This window comes from Phragmitibacter flavus (assembly GCF_005780165.1).
Taxonomy (GTDB): Bacteria; Verrucomicrobiota; Verrucomicrobiia; order Verrucomicrobiales; family Verrucomicrobiaceae; genus Phragmitibacter; species Phragmitibacter flavus.
Map to the genome: position 1 here is coordinate 269,709 of NZ_VAUV01000001.1, position 19,851 is coordinate 289,559.

Consider the following 19,851-nt stretch of genomic DNA (forward strand, 5'->3'; position numbering starts at 1 on the left):
TCTCAACTCTCAACTCTCAACCATTTCTCATGGCACCGGTTTCTCCGAGAACATGGCGGCATTCTTGTCGTAAGTGAGCTTGGTGCCGGAAAGCTGGGCAAGGTAATTGAGCACTTCGGTCAGCGGAACATTGGACAAATTGATGCTCACAGGACGATTCCCGAGATCACCACTCTTGAGGATGATGTTGGGGGTGATTTTTTGATCAGTGGCCTTGCGCGTATAAAAGCGCACCGCTTCAATGGCTTCATTGAGGGCGACATTGTCAAACTCGATCTTTTCGATGATGATCTTGTCGTAGCTGTTCTTGAGGGTGGTGTTGTCGACGCCAAGAATTTGTTGGATCTGCGCGAGCATGGCACGCGTGGGCACGTGATCGGGATTTCGGGCAGCCACGACCCGCAACTTTTCGCGGGCCTGTTCCATGTGACCGGCGTTGTAGAGGGCGCGACCTTCCTCATAAAGCGCCTGCAGATTTTGGGCGTGTCCCTGAAGCGGGGAGATGAAAGCGGCCAGGGCCGCGAGTAATAGAAGCGGTTTGATGTTCATGGCTGGAGCGGGTGACAGGTTGGATTGTGCCCAGAAATGGAATTTGACGTCAAGAGTTTTCCGATTCGGGGCCGATAAGCAATCCCCGGGACAAGAATGCGGGAAGAAGCCAAACATTTTAAAAACCTCACCAGAGTGTTGATCGTATCGTTCCATACAGCGCGCTTTTGGGCGTGTGATGATGTTTTCTTTATCCACCATGAATACCACCGTGCAGACCGCCGCGACCGGACGCAAGTTTCCGAAATTCGACCTTGGCCGACTCCTTACCTCCGTTTTTGAGCCGACCTATGGCCGGAAAGTTTGCATCCTCATCGATCTTCCCGATTTGGCGGAGGCGAAAGATTATGCGTTTTTGAAAAATCCCCAACGCGCGGTCCAGCAAAAGGCTCACGAAGTTTTTTATCTTGGTTTGAAGAATGGCGTGGCGGAAGAGCTGGCTTTGTCGGGTGGAGAAATGTTTGCGTATGTGGAAACCGGTGGGAGCAACCTGGATTTGCCAGATCGATGTGTCGATATGGTGGGCAATGAACTGAGCCTGGAGAAGGACATTTATCCAAATTATGACCTGATCCTATGCATCTCCACCTTTAGCGCCACCGCTCCTCTCACGGCGTTTGCCAAGCAGTATGGATTTCGTGGGGCCACCTTGCATGGATTGAACGACGTCATATTAAATTCAGGGTTGGCGGTGGATTACAATGACGTGAGTCGGGACGCGGAAAAACTCCGTCTCGCGATGACGAAGGCGGAGTGGGTGGAAATCGATTTCACCGTGGATGGCGGCGAAGACATGACCGTGCGTCTGGAGCTGGGTGGTCAGGAAGCGCAAAAAAGTCACGGACTTTGTCGTGGCGATACCCCAGACATCGCCAACTTGCCGGCGGGAGAGGTCTATTTTGTGCCACAAGGTGCCGAGGGGACCTTTCCGTTGAAGTATGAAGACGGCACGCTTGGAAAACTGACGGTAACCGGCGGTCGAATCATCAAGGCGGAGTTGATCGAAGGCAAGCAGTCCACGATTGATGAGCACAATCGCAAATTGCAGGATGATCCCATGACGGGCGTGTTGGGCGAATTGGGTTTTGGCACCCAAGTGCTGCCGGTTTCCGGAGCGGACATTCAAGACGAAAAAGTGCTGGGAACCTGCCATCTGGCGACCGGTCGGGACGATCATTTGGGCGGCCACATCACGCCGGATTTGTTCAAGAAACGTCAGAACGCCACGCATGATGACATTCTGTTTGCCCCGCACAAAACACCGAACTTTGACATCAAACAGGCACGCATGCATCGGGATGGTCAGACCATGGTATTGATCGAGCATTTTCAACCTATGGGATATTTGCTGAAGGCGTTGGAGATTTAATCTGATCATTGAGGTGAAGGCCTGCTTGATGCGGGCTTGGTGTGATGAATGGATGATGAAGTCCCCATGATCGAAGAAAACATTTACGAAACGCCCAAGCTGCATGTCGAATACCTGCTGTTTCATTACGGCAGTGATGAGGAGGTGTTGCCATGGGAAAACGGACCGAAGGAGGCGCTTGGATTTGCCACGCGCACGGTAAGTGAATTGCTTCGCCCGGAACTGTTGCCTGAGACCGCAGGGACGCGGGCGCTCGACCTCGGTTGCGCCGTCGGACGTTCTTCATTTGAACTTTCCAAGGTGGTCGAAGAGGTCATTGGGATTGATTACTCGATGAGTTTCATTGAAACCGCCGAGCACATTCGTCAGCATGGATCGGTGAGTTACCCGCGCGTGGATGAAGGTGATTCATTTACCCCCTGCACCGCGCACCGGCCGGAAGGGTCCTTTTCGGAACGGGTAAAATTCGAGCAGGGCGACGCCATGTTGCTGCGCGAAGATTTAGGTTCGTTCGATGTGGTGCATGCCGCCAATTTGTTATGTCGACTTGCCGATCCGCAGCGTCTTTTGCAACAACTCCCCGCATTGGTGAAACCCGGTGGGCAGTTGCTATTGGCAACCCCATGCAGCTGGTTGGAGGAGTTCACTCCCAAAGACAACTGGCCGGTGGGTTCTACGTTCGAGTGGCTGAAAGAACGTTTGCTAGGACACTTTGAGTTAGACGAACAAAAGGATCTCCCTTTTCTGATCCGCGAACACGCCCGCAAGTATCAATGGAGCGTGGCACTAGGAACACGCTGGATCCGCCGGTCGGACTAGCCCAAAAGGAGCAGGGACATTCTTGTCCCTGTCATTTTTCTCCCGGAGCTGACTCCGCTTCGCGGCCCCATCAACCTGCTATCCATTAGCAAAAAAATATAATCTTGTTATCCCGGCTAAAAGATAAGCCTGGATAACCAAACTTCCGGATATCATCTCCTTGGTAACATTATCAAGATTGATTGCTGATCAAAAATAAGCATCAACCATTCAAAAATCTCATTTATCGCATGCAATAAAAATATCGACACTCCGCGCCCAAACTGATTTCATCACTGAATAATTCGCCAACGAATTAACAATAAAATCATTCAGCTGTCCCCCGCGATGAAATCACAGCTCAAACTCCCCCGGCCTTCATCTGCCCGAAGCCAACTATTCCTCCCGCATTTCCGCTCCCGCTGGATCGCCGCCCTGCAATTCCTCTGCACTTTCTTCTGGACCCTGCAACCCCTTCCCGTCGTCAATTCCTACCAACACGACTCCAACGGCGACGGCATATCCGAAGAGCATCCCAACCCCACCGACCCCAATGACAGTTGGTGGAACCTAGACAGCGACGGGGACAACCTCACGAATGCCGAAGAAGTCGCCTTCGGCTCCGATCCCTATTCCATCGACTCAGATACAGACTCCATCACCGACCGTGATGAACGTGACCTCACTCAAACCAACCCCTGGCAATGGGACAGCAATAGCGATGGCTTTTCGGATCACGACGAATTTTACGGCTGTTATTCTGTGAACTATCACCGCTTCTCCGACCCCAGCGATTCCGCCTACAATTACCCCTTCTACTCTTTCGCCGATGCGGACGGCGATGGGATGAAAAATCACGAAGATTATTACCCGCTCGACCGCGACAACGACGGCATTGAAGATTGGCAGGATGGTTATCCAGATGATTTCTACAACGGTAACTATTACAGCGATTACACCACCGACAGCGATGGGGATGGCATGCCGGATTACACGGATCCCTACCCTTATGACTCCTCCAACGGATACTACTCCATGGACAGCGACTACGATGGGACGCCAGACTACCTGGACTCCTATCCTTATGATCCAAGCAACGGATACGATTACGGGGATTACGACAACGATGGGATTCAGAACTACGCCGATCCCTACCCTTACGATCCGAACAACGGTTCTTCATCAATAAACGACCCCGACAGCGACGGCGATGGCATGCCCGACCACTCCGATCCCTATCCTAGCGATCCCTACAACGGCACTTACAATCCCTACGGTTTCGACGACGACAACGACGGCTATGTCAGCTATTTCGACTCCCATCCCGGTGACAGCACCCTATGGGATGATTGGAACGGCAATGGCATCAACGACAGCACTGAACCTGACACCGATGGCGACGGCATCATCGATACCAACGACGCCTATCCTAAAGACCCCTGGAACAACGCCGACAGCGACAGCGACGGCCTTACCGACCTCCAGGAAATCGGCTTCGGCTCCGTTCAGGGAATCGGAACCAGCGCCTACCACAACGATACCGACAACGACGACCTCACTGACTACGAGGAAGTCATGATCTACAAACTTACCCACCCTACCATAAGTCCCACCAATCCCAAAAGCCTTAGCGGCGTCTACCTCGACTACCAAATGGTTGACGCCACCGACACCGACCTCGACGGCATCCCCGACCGCATTGAACAATGGTATGCTGCCAATGGAGAACCTATGGACTACACCAACCCCGCCGATGGCGGCGGCGACCTCGACGGTGATCGCATCAACAATCGCACCGCTTACGAGCAAGGCTGGAGCCTCATTGCCTACCGTGGCCAATATGATTCCGACCTCGACCGCATGACAGATGCTCAGGAAGACTACTGGAGCTCCATCTACCCCGGCAGCTTTAACAAAAACCGATTTGCCGACGCGGTCGAAGACTACGATCAGGATGGCCTGTTCAATTACGAAGAACTCGAACAGAATCTAGACCCCGGGAATCCTCACAGCAAGTTCACGGGCATCACCGACGGCCAGTATGCGGCATGGCAACGCGCCATCGGCACTCCTGGCTACTATGGCTACCTTGACGGCCAACCCATCTCAACACCGCCCTCTCACGGCGAGCAAGCCGATTGGGACGGCGACGGTATTCCCGAGGGCTACGCCGCCTTTGTCAACGATGGTCATACTGTTCCCAACGGTCCCACCCATCCGGTGGATCAAGACAACGATGGCATGAGCAATGAATGGGAGCACCGGCACCAATTCGAGCCGCGTGATTCTCGCGATGCCGGACCGGCGACGGGCTTCGTGGTCGCCACCGAACCCACCGAAGGAAGAAACGAAAGCACCGAATCCGAATGGCAGGCTTATGAACTTGCCGTCTTGGGAGATTTTGACCGGGATGGGTTGAGCAACCTGCGCGAATTCCTACTCGGCACCCATCCGAAGATCGCCGATACCGATGGTGACGGCATCAATGATGGCACCGAAGTGCAGGCTGGAAGCAACCCCACCGACATCAACTCCGAGCCAACTACCGTCACCCCGATCACCCCGCCGAGAATCAACCTCGAACTTAGCGGCATCCATCTCCAAGGCGGCACCGGCAGCGGTAACTCCGGGACAGGCGGCGGCAACTCAGGAGGTGGCAGTGGAAACGGCAGCGGCAATAACAATGGTCCTCAACCCACCGAGGAAGAACTCGACAACGCCACACGCCTCACTCCCTTTATCGTTCAGTATAGCGGATGGAAAGGCGGCTCCATCAGTTCCGCAGGAGGCAGTTACTCTCCAGGAACCCCCGAAGGCGTCGGTATGCGTCCCGTTGCGTCAACTGCGCCATCAACCCCAAGCACCTACACCGGCTACATTCAAAAATATCGATACAAGCAACAGGGCGCGAATGACGCCCCGACCCCGGAACCTGTGGGTGATCCCATTGAGCACGCCGGTCTGTCAGGCGACTCTGCTGCGTGGATCACTGCCAACAGCACCCCGCAACCAGCCTATCACATCATCAAAACCAGCGTGGAAGCCCAGCGCGAACTCGACGGTAGGTTCATTCAAGCCCACAAAATCCTCATCACCACCGATTCGTTCAACGCCCCGGTCAACACCCAACAGGAAGCCATCGACGAAGCCACCTATCAAAATCTCAACCGTAACCCGGAGCCCACCAAGTATGCGTTGGGTCCTGTCACCACCTGGCAGAGCGCCTACACGGGAGGCGGCCCGGTCGAAAACCCGGAACCCGGTGAACCAGCGATGGAGGAATACATCATTGAAGCTGTTCCCGAACAAAACCATCCGCCCACGCACACCTACACTTCTCCGACCCCGGGATGGTATGGCAATCTGTTGAGCTATCCCGTCCAGTCCCAAAGCGAAGAGCATCAGGGTGAAAGCGTCAACCTCAGCCCCAAGCTTGAAACCCTGCCGAACGGAGACTTCTTCATCAAAAGCGTTCCCATCAAATGGAACGGAGGACCAGTAGCCGTGGCAAAAAACCGTTTGGAAGAGCGAGAAATTCAATATACAGGACCCGGAGGCGAACAAACCATGACAGGCTACTTTGGCACCGCGCAGCATGGCAAGGTCAGGGTGATCTGGACCAGCGAATGGGGTGGCATGCTGGATGAAACCACCAAAGCCGCCTGGCAATCACGTTATTTGGTGGCATTGGTTGATGTGACCGAACCCCATGATCAAAGCGGCCCGCAGACCATTGAGTATAAATGGGTGAAGTCCTTGAAGGAATTTATGGCCCAAAGCCAACCCACCGAAATCAAAGCTCCCGCCCCGTTTGCGGCCATGCTCAAATCCCAGGCCTTGGTCCTCCTCCCGGTGGAGTTACTGGTCGATCACAATCGCGATGGCGAGTTGAATACTTCGGATAACCCGACGGAAGAGAAACCTTTCCGGTTTTGGATCAATAACGATGATGATCCTGAATCAAATGATGAACTAGACGATGAGCCTGTTGCTGTTAGCGCAAGCAACGGCGGAATCCACTCTCCCCATATTGATGGCATCCGTGACTTGGAAGATTTTACGAGGCTACACCTAAATGTAGAGAGCATTTTAGAAATGCTAAAATCGGGTGATATGGAACTTGGATTCAAATTCGTGGAAGGCGACGGCTCTCCGCTCATTCGTATCTTTAATGCGGTTGACTTTGAGGAAGGTTCCGAAAGTTATCTCAAAGATAAAGATAAAGCGACTGAACAATGCACCGGTGAATTCCGACAAAAATTACTGTCAGTTGGTCGCTACAGTCAGGAATATCTCCCTAAGACATTCTGGCAGTCTGAAAAAGGCAACCGTCCTGTAGCCCATTTTATCTGGGAAGCGTCAGCCAAAGGCAAAGCCAAATTGGTGGTCATGTTTCGCAACAAATCTGGAACAGAATCAGAAGCTTGCGGCGTTTGGCTCAAGCTGATGGATGTTCACGAAATGTATCAACGCGCACGCATCACGGCTGAGCCAGAAGAAATAGATGATCCTTGGGATGATGATCGACCTGATGCGTTGCAATGGGTATGGGATCCAAATGGAAATCCACATGTCGAAGATCCAGACGTCGAGGAAAAAACTTTGATTTTTGTGCATGGATGGCGCATGACTTACCACGATTACGACAGTTGGGGGCAAACCACCTTTAAGCGCTTATGGCAGATGGGTTATAAAGGCAGGTTCTACACATTTCGATGGCCGACGCATAGTGGTGATAATGACGGGTTGCCAGACATTTATAAACCAGGAGCCACCACCTACAATCCTAGTGAATATCGCGCATGGCTCTCTGGGCCTGCCCTTGCGAACTTTGTCAACCAGTTGCCGAACGCTAATAATAGGTGTTTGTTCGCCCACAGTATGGGCAATGTCATCACCGGATCTGCTTTGAGAAATGGCATGAACTTAACGCGCTACGCTTTATGCAACGCAGCGATGGCAGCGCAAGCGTATGGTGATGAAACGGTCGATTTCAATTTCACCACTCCCGACACTGATCCTGACCAATCCACAAAAGATCAGTTTGGAATCACAGATAAATTTTTTGAAGCGACGCCGAAAACAAACTTCTTCCTAGAAACTGATTCAGCCCTCGCGGTATGGGAAACAAATAATCAACTCTTCAAACCAAATGAATTTATAATTCATGCCTATGCATATCGCCCAGGATTTCCTGTGGGGGAAAAATTAATTTACGGAGTTGTGGGGGCTAGCTTAGCGTCTTCACGGATAGTAACACAATTATCTGAAGCAATGGGATATGTGACGAAATCTCGCACCAAGGCTGCGGGAACGAGAGCCTGCACAACAAACACTTGCATTACAAGTGCGGTAAACATGGGAGTTGGAGGATTTAATTTTGGTGATGAGCATAGTGCCCAGTGGGTTTACTCCATTCAGAAAAACTATTATTTTTGGCTGGATATTGTGACTAAATTTGGATTTGGGATTGGAAACCGCGAGCCATGAAATCAAAAAAATTCATTTATATCAGCCTCGCCTTTCTGATTGCGATTATGCTGTTACTTTTTTTGTTGTGGAAAAGCAGGATTGATGACCGTATTGACGCAATAAATCCGACCGGGCTTTCTCATCGGACATCAAAGACAAATCATCCGACAAATACCAATATACAAAATCAAAACGAACCCAATCCAGAGAAGCTACGCGAATTTGAACTCGCATTTTTAACGCCCATTACATTCTATGGTAAAGTTGTCGACCAATATGGCGATCCAGTTCCACAGGCAAATGTTCGTCTGGCTGCAAATGACAAACCATGGGGTAAATCATCCAAACATGATAAATTCACGAATGGTGAAGGCCTGTTTTCCATCGCTGGAATTAGAGGCATTTCGCTATTTGTCGAAGTTAGTAAACCTGGTTATCACCAACTACCAAAAAGTGAGAACCAAGTCGGGTCTGGCAGCAGTTTTCCCTATTCCACCCAGTCAGTTAAGGGCCCTCATCGGCCTGATAAGGAAAACCCTGTGATGTTTGTTTTATACAAACAAGGGGTTTTGGAACCTTTAATCAAGATTGGGCGCAAGCAGTTTAAAGTGTCTCGTGATGGGATGCCAACAGTGATTAATCTTAACCCAAATCTTACAGGCAATGTCCATCAAATGACCATCAAGTGTTGGAATAAAGAAAAGGATAAACCTCCAGGCCAACGCCAATACGACTGGACATTGGAAATCGCCGTGCATCAAGGCGGCCTCATCCAGAGGAAAGACTCTTTCGACTTTATCGCTCCATTGGAGGGCTACCAACCATCTGAAGCCATTCAAATATCAGCGTCTCTTCCGCTAGGTGAGTGGCGCGATACTGTTATGCGCTCCTATTTTGTCAAGTTCAATGACGGCGTGATGGCGAGAGTGGATATAGAAATGATTGCGCACGGTGATCACTTTGCCATGTGGAAATCGTATTTAAATCCCAAGGCTGGCTCACGTAATCTTGAATCCGATTCCAAGTAGCGAATGTTCTTCGTTATGCACACGTGCCGGGGGTGCCGGGGGTCAGTCCACGCATTGCAACCTGTCCCCGTCCCCGAACCAACGGCCATGCTCCACGTTTTGGTGCCGCCCTGGCCTGTTTCGGACTGGGCCGTCGACGTTGAAGTCCTGGGGATAGCCGAGACGATGGCACGGAAAGCATTGCGAGTGAAGTGCTGTGGCTCGGACGAGAAATCCACGTGGAGTGGCTAGTGCATTTGTTGAGCCAATGCCCGGGCGAGACAGGCGGCCGGACATTTTCAATTCCTTGGATAGCTGGGGTGGATTGGCTTCGTTAGGACAGGGCCATGTTGTTGTTGTCTTTACGTCTCCTTGTTCTGTCGTCTCTTTGGTGGATCTCTTCGTTCTCTTCTCTGCAGGCGGGAGTGGAGAAGCCGAATGTGCTGTTTCTTTTCGCGGATGATCTCAGCTATGAGGCGATCGGCAGTGCGGGTAAGCAGGGCATCGATATTGATACGCCCAACCTTGATCGGTTGGCCAAAAGTGGCACCCGCTTCACACGGGCTTATAACATGGGATCGTGGTCACCGGCGGTTTGTATCGCCAGTCGCACGATGTTGATGACGGGTCGCACGGTGTGGCGTGCGGGGCAAATGGCGGCAGAAGATGTGGCGGCGGGCAGGCTGTGGCCTTTGTGGATGAAACAGGCGGGGTATTCGACGTGGATGAGTGGCAAGTGGCATGTGAAGGCTCCGGCTGAAAAGGCTTTTGAGGTGGTGAAAAATCTGCGGGGTGGGATGCCGAAGGATTCCAGTCAGGCTTATTGGCGACCGGTTTCAGTGGACGATAATTCCTGGAATCCTGCCGACCCGAGCTTAGGAGGCTTCTGGACGGGCGGCAAACATTGGAGCGAAGTGACGGCGGATGACGCGGTGGAGTTTCTTCAGACGGAGAAAGATTCAGGGAAGGAAAAGCCGTTTTTCATGTATGTGGCCTTCAATGCGCCGCATGATCCGCGACAGTCGCCGCAGGCTTACCTGGATCGCTATCCGCTGGAACGCATGACGTTGCCGAAATCGTGGTTGCCGGAGTATCCCTATGCGGAGGCGATGGGCGCGGGTCGTGGATTGCGGGATGAAAAACTGGCTCCCTTTCCGCGCACGGAGCATGCGATCAAGGTGCATCGTCGTGAATACTTTGCGCTGATCACCCACCTTGACGCGCAGATTGGCCGGGTGCTGGAGGCATTGGAGAAATCGGGCAAGGCGGACAACACCGTGGTAATATTTACAGCCGATCATGGTTTGTCGGTCGGAAATCATGGCTTGATGGGCAAACAAAACGCCTATGAGCACTCGACGCGGGTGCCGTTCTTCATCAGTGGCAAGGGGATCCCTGCGGGCAAAGAGGTGGAGTCACCGATCTGGTTGCAAGACGGCATGGCGACGACGTTGGATCTCGCGGGCCTTGCGAAGCCAGAGGGCGTGGAGTTCAACAGCGTGCTGCCGCTTCTTGGAGAATCTCCGAAGACAGTGGCGCGGGATGACGCGGTCTATTTGGGTTATCTCGACGTGCAACGGGCGGTGACAGCGGAGGGACACAAGCTGGTCCTCTATCCGCAAGCGGGCCGGGCGCGTCTGTTCAATCTGACGGATGATCCAGAAGAAATGCGTGATCTGGCGGATGAAGTCAGCTCGCAGCCGTTGATGATTCGGCTGTTCTCCAAATTGCGGGAGTTGCAGTCGCGCTATGCTGATGGCTTGGATCTGGAGCAAACGTTTTCGAAGTTGGTTAGTCAGCCGAAGAACCAACCAGCAAATTCAAAAGCAAAAACAAAATCAAGGAAGCCCAATCCTTCATTGCGACCCATTGAGGACAATCCGTCGCTGCCCCGGGTGTTGATCGTCGGAGATTCAATATCGATTGGCTACACCATTCCGGTGCGGGAGCTGCTCGCGGGCGTGGCCAATGTGCACCGCATTCCGACCAATGGGGGACCCACCAAGAACGGCACGGCCAACATCGACAAGTGGCTCGGGCAAAAAGATTGGGACGTCATTCATTTCAACTTTGGACTGCATGATTTGAAGCACATGAGCGATGGCAAACGGCAGGTGGAGGTTGAGGACTACGAAAAAAATCTGCGCCAGTTGGTGGAGCGGATGAAAAAAACCGGGGCAACCTTGGTGTGGGCCAACACCACGCCGGTTCCCAAAGGCACACTTAAACCCGTGCGCACTTTTGGGGATGTGGAAATCTATAACGACATCGCCGCCAGGGTGATGAAGGAAAACGACGTGCGCATCAATGATCTGAATGCCTACATCACGCCCAAGCTGGATATTTTGCAAAGGCCCAATGACGTGCATTTCAACATCAAGGGTTCCGAGTATCTGGCAAAAAAAGTCGCAGACGAAATCAAGGCGGTCCTGCCTACGAAATAAGCATGGGTTTATGCTGGTATTGGGCGGTCATTTCCGCTTGGATGAATGAATCACCGGGAAACATCCGTGATTCATCAGCCGTATATCCATGACCGCTCAGAAACTATGAAAGCTGTTCATCTCTCTTTTGCCCTCCTGCTCGCCTGCCATTGCAATGTCGCCCAGGCAAACGACTGGCCCGGATTCCGCGGCGCTGACCGAAGTGACATCCAGACGGAATCGGGGCTGTTGAAGAAGTGGCCGAAAGATGGGCCGAAAAAGCTGTGGATGTCTGAAGAAGGCGGGCTCGGGTATGCAGGATTTTCCATCGTCAACGGCACGGTTTATACAATGGGGGCCAACGATGATTTTGAAGAGTTTCTGCTCGCGCTGGATGCAAAAACGGGCGAGGAAAAATGGCGCACCGCCATCGGTGCCCGCTACACCAATCGTTGGGGCGATGGACCCCGTGGCACCCCCGCCGTGGATGGGGAACATGTTTACACTCTGGGGGCCAGGGGCGATGTCATCTGTGTCAAGGCAGCCGATGGCAAGGAAGTTTGGAAGGCGAATCTCGTTGAGGAATACGGCGGCAAACTGCAAAACTGGGGTTACACGGAAAGCTTGCTGGTGGATGGCGATCGCGTGATTTGCACACCTGGCGGAGAAAAAGGCACCCTCCTTGCCTTGAACAAAAAGACCGGAAAAAAAATCTGGCAGACCAAAGATTGGACGGATGTCGCGCAGTATTCGTCACCGCTGGTGGTGGAGCATCAAGGTGTGCGTCAATACATTCAGCGCAGCATGACCAATGTGGCGGGCATTGAAGCGGAGACTGGAAAAGTTTTGTGGATGCAACCTTTCGCCGCTGGCAAGGTGGCGGTGATTCCGACGCCGGTTTATGCCGATGGCAAAGTTTATGTCAGCGCCGGTTACGGGGTGGGCTGCATGATGTTTGAGATCGGCGCGAACAAACCCAAAGTGGTCTACGAAAACACCAACATGGTCAACCATCATGGCGGTGTCATTCTGGTGGGAAAACACCTCTATGGTTACTCCGACAAGGGTGGCTGGACCTGTCAGGATTTCGCCACGGGGGAAGTGGTCTGGCAGGAAAAGAAACTCGGCAAGGGTGCCATTCACTGCGCGGATGGCCAGTTGTATCTGCTTGAGGAAACCAGCGGCACGGTGGTGTTGATCGATGCCTCTCCCGATGGCTGGAAGGAGCACGGTCGTTTTGTCATCGAACCACAGACCGAACAACGTGCCAAGGATGGCCGCATCTGGACGCATCCCGTCGTCAGCAACGGCCAGCTCTACTTGCGCGACCAGGAGCTGATTTTTGCTTACGCGGTCAAGTAGTTCGTCGGACTTGGCGATCTAGACTGGGCCCTAGCCGTTGTTCTCGAGATGCGAGACGATGCGGTCGCGTCCGGTTTGTTTGGCGCGATAGAGTCCAGCATCCGCCAGTTGGATGACCTGATCAAAGGTCACGCTGGCGGCCGGATCAAAGTAGGCGAGGCCCATGCTGATGGTGATCGAAATCTCCGCGCCGCCGACGGAGATCGGCTTTGACCGGATGGCTTCGCGCACTGCTTGGGCAATGGCGATCGCTTCGGTAGCCTGCGGATCGCTGATGCTGACCAGAAACTCCTCGCCACCACGGCGGCAGGCAAAATCACCTGTGCGGAGACTGCGCAAGATCCGTTTGCTCACTTCGCGGAGCACCTCGTCGCCGGCAGCGTGACCGTAGGTGTCGTTGACCTTTTTAAAATGGTCGATATCGATCATGCCAATGCAAAACTTCTCGTGATTTTGGACGGCCAGCTCGTGTTGTCGGGCGAGAAACTCCTCCCCGCCGGCGCGATTCCATAGTCGGGTCAGCGGATCAATGAGCACGGCTTTTCGTGCGGCTGCCAGATCCATGTTCATGCGAATCTGCGCCTCGGCGAGCTGGGTGGACTTGAACTCAATTTCCACCATCGCGGCGAGGTCCTGCAAATCCTCCAATTGATGGGCCGTGAGCGTGCGAGGTTTTTGGTCGATGACGCAAAGCGTGCCAATGGTGCGGCCATCGGGGGCCTTGACAGGATGGCCGGCGTAAAAGCGGATATTCGGATCGCCCGTCACCAGCGGGTTGTCGTGGAATCGTTCGTCTTTCGTGGCGTCCTCGATTTGAAACGTCTCACTACCCAAAATCGCATGACCGCAGAAGGAGGAGTCTCGAGATCCTTCGCTGATGTTCAGGCCCTGGATGGACTTGAACCATTGGCGCTGGCTGTCGATCAGAGTGATGGCAGAGATGGGCACGTCGAGCAGACGTGAGGCCAGTCGCGTGACCCGCTCAAAGCGCTCTTCCATGGCAGTGTCGAGCAGGTTGAGCGAACGGAGCGAGGCGAGTCGGGCCTCTTCATCGGGAGGCAACGGTGCGGGTTGCATAGAGTCACATCCTGAACCGCTGCGCAAGAAATGCAATGTCCAACCTGAAGCCTGCAGTTTTGGGACAGCGGGTGGAGCTGCGGTTTTTCTTTGGCGTGTCTCCACGGCATTCTTTCTGCTCGGAATGAACATGCTGCGGCATGCCATGAGAGACGAAACTTTAGACACCCACCACAAGGCCCTCAAAATCAATCTTGATCCGCGTTGGTATGGAACCTTGGCAGAGATTGGTGCCGGGCAGGAGGTGGTGCGCTGGTTTTTTCGTGTGGGCGCCGCCGCAGGCACGGTGGCGAAAAGCATTTCCGCGTATGACATGGTGGTCAGCGACGCGATTTATGGTGGTGGAAGCCGTTATGTTTCGCGCACCCGGTTGCAGTCGATGCTCGACTTTGAGTTTCGATTGAACATTGATCGTTTGAGCGACAAACGCGGCGACAACACCGCGTTTTTTGCTTTTGCAGATACCGTGGTGGCGCGCAGTTTCAAAGGCGGCAACGAATGCCATGGCTGGATGGGGGTGAAATTTCAATCGCGTCCACGCGATGAGCCCAGCCAGATCCTCATCCATGTGCGAATGCTCGATGCCGAAGCGTCGCTGCAACAGGAAGCTCTGGGCGTGGTCGGGGTGAATTTGCTATACGGGGCCTTTTTTCTCCATCACGAACCCGAATTGCTGGTGGAGAGTTTGCTCGATAAACTGACCACGGGTCGCATCGAAATTGATGTCATCGAATTTAAGGGGATCGAGTTTCGAGCCGTCGACAATCGACTCATCAGCCTGAAGCTGGTCCAGCTCGGCCTGAGCGGCGCGGCGATGTTTGGTCCCAACAGTGAGGTTTTGCAGCCCTCCGAAGTGCTTTACAAAAAAGCCGTGCTGGTGGAACGCGGCAGCTTTCGTCCACCCACGCATGTCAATCTCGACATGCTGCAATGCGCCCTGGAAAAGTTCAAAACCGATCCAAGCGTGAAGGGCAAGGAGGTGTTGCCCATTTTTGAGCTGACCATGCGCAATCTGCTCGCCGGTGGAAAGGACGTGGATCGCAGGGATTTCCTGGCGCGGGCCGATCTGCTGGCTGCCTGTGGGATCACCGTGCTCATCTCCGACTACTTTGAATATTACCGCCTCGCTGCCTACATTTCGTGGCGCACCAGCGAACGGATCGGCATCGTAATGGGTGCGCCGAGTCTGATCGAGTTGTTTGAAGAAAAATACTACACGCAACTCCCTGGTGGAATCCTTGAGTCCTTTGGCCGTTTGTTTAAGAACAACCTCAAGCTGTATGTTTATCCTCTCAAAGATGGCGAGACCGGGGAACTGACCACCGTGGAAAATCTCGAAGTCGCCCCCGAACTTCGCAAACTCTACGGTTATCTGTCTGATCGCGGCAGCTTCGTCACATTGGACAACTTCAAGCCGGAATTCCTGAGCATTTTTTCCAGGGACGTCCTGAAAAAAATCGCCGCTGGCCAGGGGGTGTGGGAGGAGATGGTGCCGGAACAGGTGGCTTCACTGATTAAAAAGAGGAGCTTTTTCGGCTACAAACCTCCTCGTGAATGAATGAAGGACCGGCTATTTGACGACTGGCTCCCAAAGTTTCTGCAACACCGGCTCCATCTTCTCCGCCCAGATGCGATATCCTTTGGTGCTCGGATGCAGTGCATCGCCCATGACCTCTTTGGAAATGGTGCCATCCGATTCCAGAAAATGTGGACCGAGATCCAGGAAGGTGAGCCAAGGACGATGCGTCAGCTTTTCCAACCCCTGATTGATCTGACTGATGGAAGCGCGATGTCCTTCACCGGGTTTTGGCCCACGGGGAAATACACCAAGCAACAACACGCGCGTTTGTGGAGTGATCTGATGCACCTTGTCACAAACGGCAGCGATTCCTTCCACGATTTCAGTGGGGCTGTTGTTACGCGCATTGGCCGAACGATACAGATTGTTGGTGCCGATCAATATGACCGCCACTCGTGGCGTTTGTCCGGCGAGTTCACCATTGTCCAACCGCCACAGGACATTTTGGATCCGATCGAATCCAAAACCAAGGTTGAGGGCGTTGCGCGGCGTATAAAATTCGTCCCAGACGATTTGTCCTTTGTTGCGATTGGGCGTGGGGAGCCCGCCGAATAGATGGGTGATGCTGTCGCCGATGAAAACGAGATCGGCTTTTCGTGAGGCCACTTCTTTGAGCACATCCTCGTGACGTTGATACCAGTCATAAAAATCATTCTCCAACTTGGGAGTCGCCAGCAACGCCGTGTTGACGGATGGATTGAGCTGAGGATTCGCCGCAGTCGCAGGAACTTCAGCGTGAAGCAGCGAAGTTCCGAATAATGATATCGCTGCAAGGCCCCAGCAAATGAAAATCCATCCTGTTGATTCGATTAATCTTCTTACCATGATTCACCTTGTCATTTTCGGCTTCCTTGGACAACCCCAATTCTTGAACGAGCCAGGCAACCGGATCATTTGATGGCCCGCACAAACGTTTGCAGTCCAGTTCGGTCGGCATTGAGATGCACTGCCGACCAGGCCATTGGAGCCAGCATCAACCGGGTCTTGGCGAGATCGCGATAGTTCGTGTTCAACTCAAAGGAGCGCAGCAAAAAATCGGACTTTTCATCCTTGGTGGTGGCACTGGTGTAGAACATTCCGCCGGGATTTAGATGATCGAAAACGTTTTTGTAAAACACCCGCAACGCCTCGTCATGCAAGAACTCGCCCAATCCCGTGCTGATGATCAAATCGAAAGTTCCCTCGGGATAAGTTTCGGAAACCAACGCGTCTCCTTGAATCAAGCATGGATGCAACTTGCGAATCTCCTGCAAATGCTCCGCTGCCGCTCCCAACACTTCCTCATCCATATCCATGCCAACATAGTTCAGGCGGACCGTCAATTCGGGTCGGCGATGCAGCAATCGGGTCACATCGCGAGGAATACCGCAGGGCAACGCCAGCACCCGCAATTGATTGGGAGTTGCGTCCAGTCGTTCTTCCAAAGTTCGCTCTGCTTCTACGCACCGTTGTCGCATTCCCCTGGCAGCGGGAAGGTTCAAGAGCACGCGGTCCAACCACTTGCCCATAATCCCCTGCCCCGCCGGTTCATTGCGATACAAATGATCCGCAAACTTGTAACTGCCCGACCGCTCGATTCCCTCTCGACCGAACTCGCTTAGTCGCAAGAGATGATAAAGCGGAATCAGGTGCCACTGATGGTTTTGTTTGAACTTGGCAACGAGGTCAGTCGTGTGCCGCGTGAAGTTGGCAGGCCGCGATGTCGGATTCTTTGCCAAGGCCTGGGATGTCGTAGAGATGTTGTTCATAAGGTAGCAACTGGTTAAAAACTTCGTGATCAATCTTCTGATAATTCTGCATCAGGCGCACCGCGTCCGGCTGGCCACGCAACCAGTGGGCAACCCAGCCTAAATGATCTTTTTCATCTTCGATCATGCGCTCGTAAGCGCGATGTGCCGGTTCGGGTAAGTTTGGATCGGCTGATTCCGACGTGAAACGCGCATGCACCCGCCGCTCGAAGATCTGGGTGAAACATAGCACCTCCAGCAACGATTTGGGCGGTCCCGAATGATTCAGATAAAATGACTGATAACTGCGCAAAATGCGAATGTGGGGCAGCTCCAACTCTTTGATGACCTCCGCCCAAAGTCGTGAATGTTCAGCCTCCTCGGCAGCGTGAGTCGTGAGGCAATGGGCAACATGTTGATCCTCGACCAAACCCACCATGCGCCCAAGCAATAGCGAACCTTCCAGTTCACTCTGCCGATACCAGTTCAGCCTCCAGGCAAGATTTCGGTTGGTGTTCATCGATTGTATGAATAGACGATATAAGCCAAGATGCTGATAATCCCCGCGACCGCGAATCCGGTTCCAATAAGGAATGAGACCGCTGGCTTTTTTGGTTTCATGAGAGATGCCAGCACAAGCGTGGGTCCCTGAATCAGCAAGCTCACGCGCAGCAAAACATCGGCATAGTGCATCCCACCTGTAAATGCCAAAAACACCGCCACCAAAATTGTTTCGCATCCCAGGGCACAGAGGAGAATATGTCCAAGTTTAGCATTCATAGGATTTGTGATCGGTAATTAGTGATCTTCACGCCAGCACCTCCGTGAGCAATGAACTGATGCGCCTCCCCGTCAGCCGGGCGATTTTGCGGTTGATGGCGAGGATGGCGGAGAAGTCGTTCTTTTCGGCCACGGGCACATGTGGCACCACCAGTTCACCGATGTGTTTGAAATGCGCGGCTTCATCAATCACCGTATCGATTTCTTCAGGATGTTTCAACAAACGTTGGGCGAGCAGTTCGTAGCCAAACTGGCAGTGCCTGACTTCATCCTTCGCCACCAATGAAAGGATATGTGCCAGCACGGGTTCGGCACTTCGTTTGGAGTCCTTGAAAAAATTGTGGGCGGCAAAATGCTCGCTCATCATGTAACGCGTGAGCAGTCTGGCAGGATGATCATACTTCAAACCAAGGTTGCGTCGGCGCACTTCAACAATTTCTTCCTCGTTTATGGGTCGGTAACCCACCGCTTCCAGATACTGCGCAAACACATGAAAATGTTTGTAACTCTCGTATAACTGAACGCTGTAAACGGCGGTGGCAGTCACATCGTCCCACATCAAATCCAGCACCCGGGGAGTGAAGATGGGAAAGAACGATTCAATCAATGCAGAGTCGCGCACCCGATCCAGCAGATCGGTTTGCGCCAGTGCAAGGTTCACATCAATGGCATCCCATGCGATGTCGGTATCGAGCACCCATCGCGTCATTTCTGAAGTGGTTAGATAGTCGCCGTAGTTCATATAAGTTGTGGTTGTAGCTGTAGCTGGGTTTGAATGTGGCGCGCGAGATCGCACAGCCGGGTTTGAGGCAAAAAATTCTCTTCGCGAATCGGCACGCCGAATTCCTCATGGATCACACAAAGCAGTTCGACGGTATCCATGCTGTCCAAGGCGAGTTGATAGATGGCCTTGTCTGGCTCCATCTGATGGGCAAGCCGCGGAAGGCATAACTTCAGTCGCTCGATGACTTCCTGTTCAGTGATGATGGTCATGGTGTTTCATGCTGATGGTTGACTGTGACGCCCAACGCTCCAGACCGAATGCGATGCAGGCCGAATGAGCGGGATTGCCGTCTGGCAGGCGGATGCTGAATCGCTTGCCGAAAAAGTCGCCGTGCCGGTTGATGCTGGCGATGGCGAGACCGTCGCGCAGGCAATACTCCCATTTGGTTTCCAGGAGCTTTTGCGCGCAGGCTTTGCCCTTTGCTTTGGGCAAGAAGAACGGATCACTGGCGGGCTGCCAGGTTCCGGATAGTCCGTAATCAATGGCGAGTTGATGAATCTCTTCGCGCACACCCGTTAGTTCGTGTTCAATCCAGTCTTTGGCACCAACAAGGATCAATTCGCGCATGGTGAATTCCACCTGCCGCCGACCAGCTTGTAACTCGGTGGGTTCTTCATGGCGAAAACAGCTGCCACTGGCACTTAGTTTAACGCCCTTAGCGAGGGTTTGTCCTTCCAAGCCTGCGTAGGCATGATAACAAACGGCCGGTGATAGACACCATCCCGAAGCGGCTACAATTTCTGGTGCATTCTCGGGATCGGGACAAAACGAAGCCGTCATCAACAACTGCGGGAACGAATCGAAATATCCCGCGCGTCGCAGAGTCTCCGACCGCATCAGCACCGGCCAGCGTTGCTCCAAGCCACCGCGATTGCGCGACCACAAGGACAGGCGTGAATCAATTTGCGGCAAAAACAACTGCCA

At 53.1% G+C, this 19,851-nt stretch carries 16 protein-coding genes; 7 read left to right on the forward strand and 9 right to left on the reverse strand.

Features of this window, described 5'->3' with window-relative positions; genetic code table 11:
- Positions 1 to 27: 27 nt before the first annotated feature.
- Positions 28 to 786 (reverse strand): STN domain-containing protein, encoded by a 759-nt coding sequence (locus FEM03_RS01175; protein ID WP_206170801.1) that lies wholly within the window; start codon positions 784 to 786, stop codon positions 28 to 30.
- On the opposite strand from FEM03_RS01175, the gene FEM03_RS01180 reads away from it, so the two are divergent.
- The 6 genes from FEM03_RS01180 to FEM03_RS01205 all read left to right on the forward strand — a co-directional run bounded on the left by FEM03_RS01180 (position 749) and on the right by FEM03_RS01205 (position 12,980).
- The gene (locus tag FEM03_RS01180; protein ID WP_166442528.1) at positions 749 to 1,918 is read left to right on the forward strand and encodes a M29 family metallopeptidase; all 1,170 of its coding nucleotides are present in this window, start codon (positions 749 to 751) and stop codon (positions 1,916 to 1,918) included. The genes FEM03_RS01175 and FEM03_RS01180 overlap by 38 nt on opposite strands.
- Before the next feature lie 66 nt (positions 1,919 to 1,984).
- Positions 1,985 to 2,737, forward strand: coding sequence for a putative 4-mercaptohistidine N1-methyltransferase (locus FEM03_RS01185; RefSeq protein WP_206170787.1), 753 nt, complete (start codon positions 1,985 to 1,987; stop codon positions 2,735 to 2,737).
- Positions 2,738 to 3,064: 327 nt separating this feature from the next.
- Entirely contained in the window at positions 3,065 to 8,206 is a 5,142-nt protein-coding gene (locus tag FEM03_RS01190) for an alpha/beta hydrolase (RefSeq protein WP_166442529.1), read from the forward strand.
- Entirely contained in the window at positions 8,203 to 9,216 is a 1,014-nt protein-coding gene (locus tag FEM03_RS01195) for a carboxypeptidase-like regulatory domain-containing protein (RefSeq protein ID WP_138084343.1), read from the forward strand. Before FEM03_RS01190 ends, FEM03_RS01195 begins: the two co-directional genes overlap by 4 nt.
- A gap of 326 nt (positions 9,217 to 9,542) precedes the next feature.
- Positions 9,543 to 11,639, forward strand: a complete 2,097-nt coding sequence (locus FEM03_RS01200; protein ID WP_206170788.1) for a sulfatase-like hydrolase/transferase — start codon at positions 9,543 to 9,545, stop codon at positions 11,637 to 11,639.
- A 105-nt stretch (positions 11,640 to 11,744) separates the two neighbouring features.
- Positions 11,745 to 12,980 (forward strand): PQQ-binding-like beta-propeller repeat protein, encoded by a 1,236-nt coding sequence (locus FEM03_RS01205; protein WP_138084344.1) that lies wholly within the window; start codon positions 11,745 to 11,747, stop codon positions 12,978 to 12,980.
- Positions 12,981 to 13,010: 30 nt separating this feature from the next.
- On the opposite strand, the gene FEM03_RS01210 is transcribed toward FEM03_RS01205, so the two are convergent.
- Complete coding sequence (locus tag FEM03_RS01210) at positions 13,011 to 14,057, reverse strand: GGDEF domain-containing protein (RefSeq protein WP_166442530.1); 1,047 nt, start codon at positions 14,055 to 14,057, stop codon at positions 13,011 to 13,013.
- Between the two features lie 145 nt (positions 14,058 to 14,202).
- Here FEM03_RS01210 and FEM03_RS01215 point away from each other — a divergent pair, with 145 nt between their 5' ends.
- A complete protein-coding gene (locus FEM03_RS01215) occupies positions 14,203 to 15,615 on the forward strand; it encodes a TonB-dependent receptor (RefSeq protein WP_138084346.1) in 1,413 nt (470 codons plus the stop codon).
- A gap of 12 nt (positions 15,616 to 15,627) precedes the next feature.
- Here FEM03_RS01215 and FEM03_RS01220 read toward each other — a convergent pair whose 3' ends face one another.
- The 7 genes from FEM03_RS01220 to FEM03_RS01250 all read right to left on the reverse strand — a co-directional run bounded on the left by FEM03_RS01220 (position 15,628) and on the right by FEM03_RS01250 (position 19,788).
- Complete coding sequence (locus FEM03_RS01220) at positions 15,628 to 16,461, reverse strand: GDSL-type esterase/lipase family protein (protein WP_138084347.1); 834 nt, start codon at positions 16,459 to 16,461, stop codon at positions 15,628 to 15,630.
- A 65-nt stretch (positions 16,462 to 16,526) separates the two neighbouring features.
- The gene (locus tag FEM03_RS01225; RefSeq protein ID WP_138084348.1) at positions 16,527 to 17,384 is read right to left on the reverse strand and encodes a class I SAM-dependent methyltransferase; all 858 of its coding nucleotides are present in this window, start codon (positions 17,382 to 17,384) and stop codon (positions 16,527 to 16,529) included.
- The gene (locus tag FEM03_RS01230; RefSeq protein WP_138084349.1) at positions 17,302 to 17,883 is read right to left on the reverse strand and encodes a ferritin family protein; all 582 of its coding nucleotides are present in this window, start codon (positions 17,881 to 17,883) and stop codon (positions 17,302 to 17,304) included. The genes FEM03_RS01225 and FEM03_RS01230 overlap by 83 nt, the downstream gene beginning before the upstream one ends.
- The gene (locus FEM03_RS01235) at positions 17,880 to 18,143 is read right to left on the reverse strand and encodes a hypothetical protein (RefSeq protein ID WP_138084350.1); all 264 of its coding nucleotides are present in this window, start codon (positions 18,141 to 18,143) and stop codon (positions 17,880 to 17,882) included. Before FEM03_RS01235 ends, FEM03_RS01230 begins: the two co-directional genes overlap by 4 nt.
- Before the next feature lie 28 nt (positions 18,144 to 18,171).
- Complete coding sequence (locus FEM03_RS01240; RefSeq protein ID WP_138084351.1) at positions 18,172 to 18,885, reverse strand: ferritin-like domain-containing protein; 714 nt, start codon at positions 18,883 to 18,885, stop codon at positions 18,172 to 18,174.
- Complete coding sequence (locus tag FEM03_RS01245; RefSeq protein WP_138084352.1) at positions 18,882 to 19,136, reverse strand: phosphopantetheine-binding protein; 255 nt, start codon at positions 19,134 to 19,136, stop codon at positions 18,882 to 18,884. The genes FEM03_RS01240 and FEM03_RS01245 overlap by 4 nt, the downstream gene beginning before the upstream one ends.
- Positions 19,120 to 19,788, reverse strand: coding sequence for a class-II aminoacyl-tRNA synthetase family protein (locus tag FEM03_RS01250; protein ID WP_166442531.1), 669 nt, complete (start codon positions 19,786 to 19,788; stop codon positions 19,120 to 19,122). Before FEM03_RS01250 ends, FEM03_RS01245 begins: the two co-directional genes overlap by 17 nt.
- Positions 19,789 to 19,851: the final 63 nt, after the last annotated feature.

Bases quoted from the DNA above. Each gene is read 5' to 3' on its own strand.
- FEM03_RS01180 (WP_166442528.1), top strand. From the start codon at position 749: ATGAATACCACCGTGCAGACCGCCGCGACCGGACGCAAGTTTCCGAAA.
- FEM03_RS01185 (WP_206170787.1), top strand. From the start codon at position 1,985: ATGATCGAAGAAAACATTTACGAAACGCCCAAGCTGCATGTCGAATAC.
- FEM03_RS01190 (WP_166442529.1), top strand. From the start codon at position 3,065: ATGAAATCACAGCTCAAACTCCCCCGGCCTTCATCTGCCCGAAGCCAA.
- FEM03_RS01195 (WP_138084343.1), top strand. From the start codon at position 8,203: ATGAAATCAAAAAAATTCATTTATATCAGCCTCGCCTTTCTGATTGCG.
- FEM03_RS01200 (WP_206170788.1), top strand. From the start codon at position 9,543: ATGTTGTTGTTGTCTTTACGTCTCCTTGTTCTGTCGTCTCTTTGGTGG.
- FEM03_RS01205 (WP_138084344.1), top strand. From the start codon at position 11,745: ATGAAAGCTGTTCATCTCTCTTTTGCCCTCCTGCTCGCCTGCCATTGC.
- FEM03_RS01210 (WP_166442530.1), bottom strand. From the start codon at position 14,057: ATGCAACCCGCACCGTTGCCTCCCGATGAAGAGGCCCGACTCGCCTCG.
- FEM03_RS01215 (WP_138084346.1), top strand. From the start codon at position 14,203: ATGAGAGACGAAACTTTAGACACCCACCACAAGGCCCTCAAAATCAAT.
- FEM03_RS01220 (WP_138084347.1), bottom strand. From the start codon at position 16,461: ATGGTAAGAAGATTAATCGAATCAACAGGATGGATTTTCATTTGCTGG.
- FEM03_RS01225 (WP_138084348.1), bottom strand. From the start codon at position 17,384: ATGAACAACATCTCTACGACATCCCAGGCCTTGGCAAAGAATCCGACA.
- FEM03_RS01230 (WP_138084349.1), bottom strand. From the start codon at position 17,883: ATGAACACCAACCGAAATCTTGCCTGGAGGCTGAACTGGTATCGGCAG.
- FEM03_RS01235 (WP_138084350.1), bottom strand. From the start codon at position 18,143: ATGAATGCTAAACTTGGACATATTCTCCTCTGTGCCCTGGGATGCGAA.
- FEM03_RS01240 (WP_138084351.1), bottom strand. From the start codon at position 18,885: ATGAACTACGGCGACTATCTAACCACTTCAGAAATGACGCGATGGGTG.
- FEM03_RS01245 (WP_138084352.1), bottom strand. From the start codon at position 19,136: ATGACCATCATCACTGAACAGGAAGTCATCGAGCGACTGAAGTTATGC.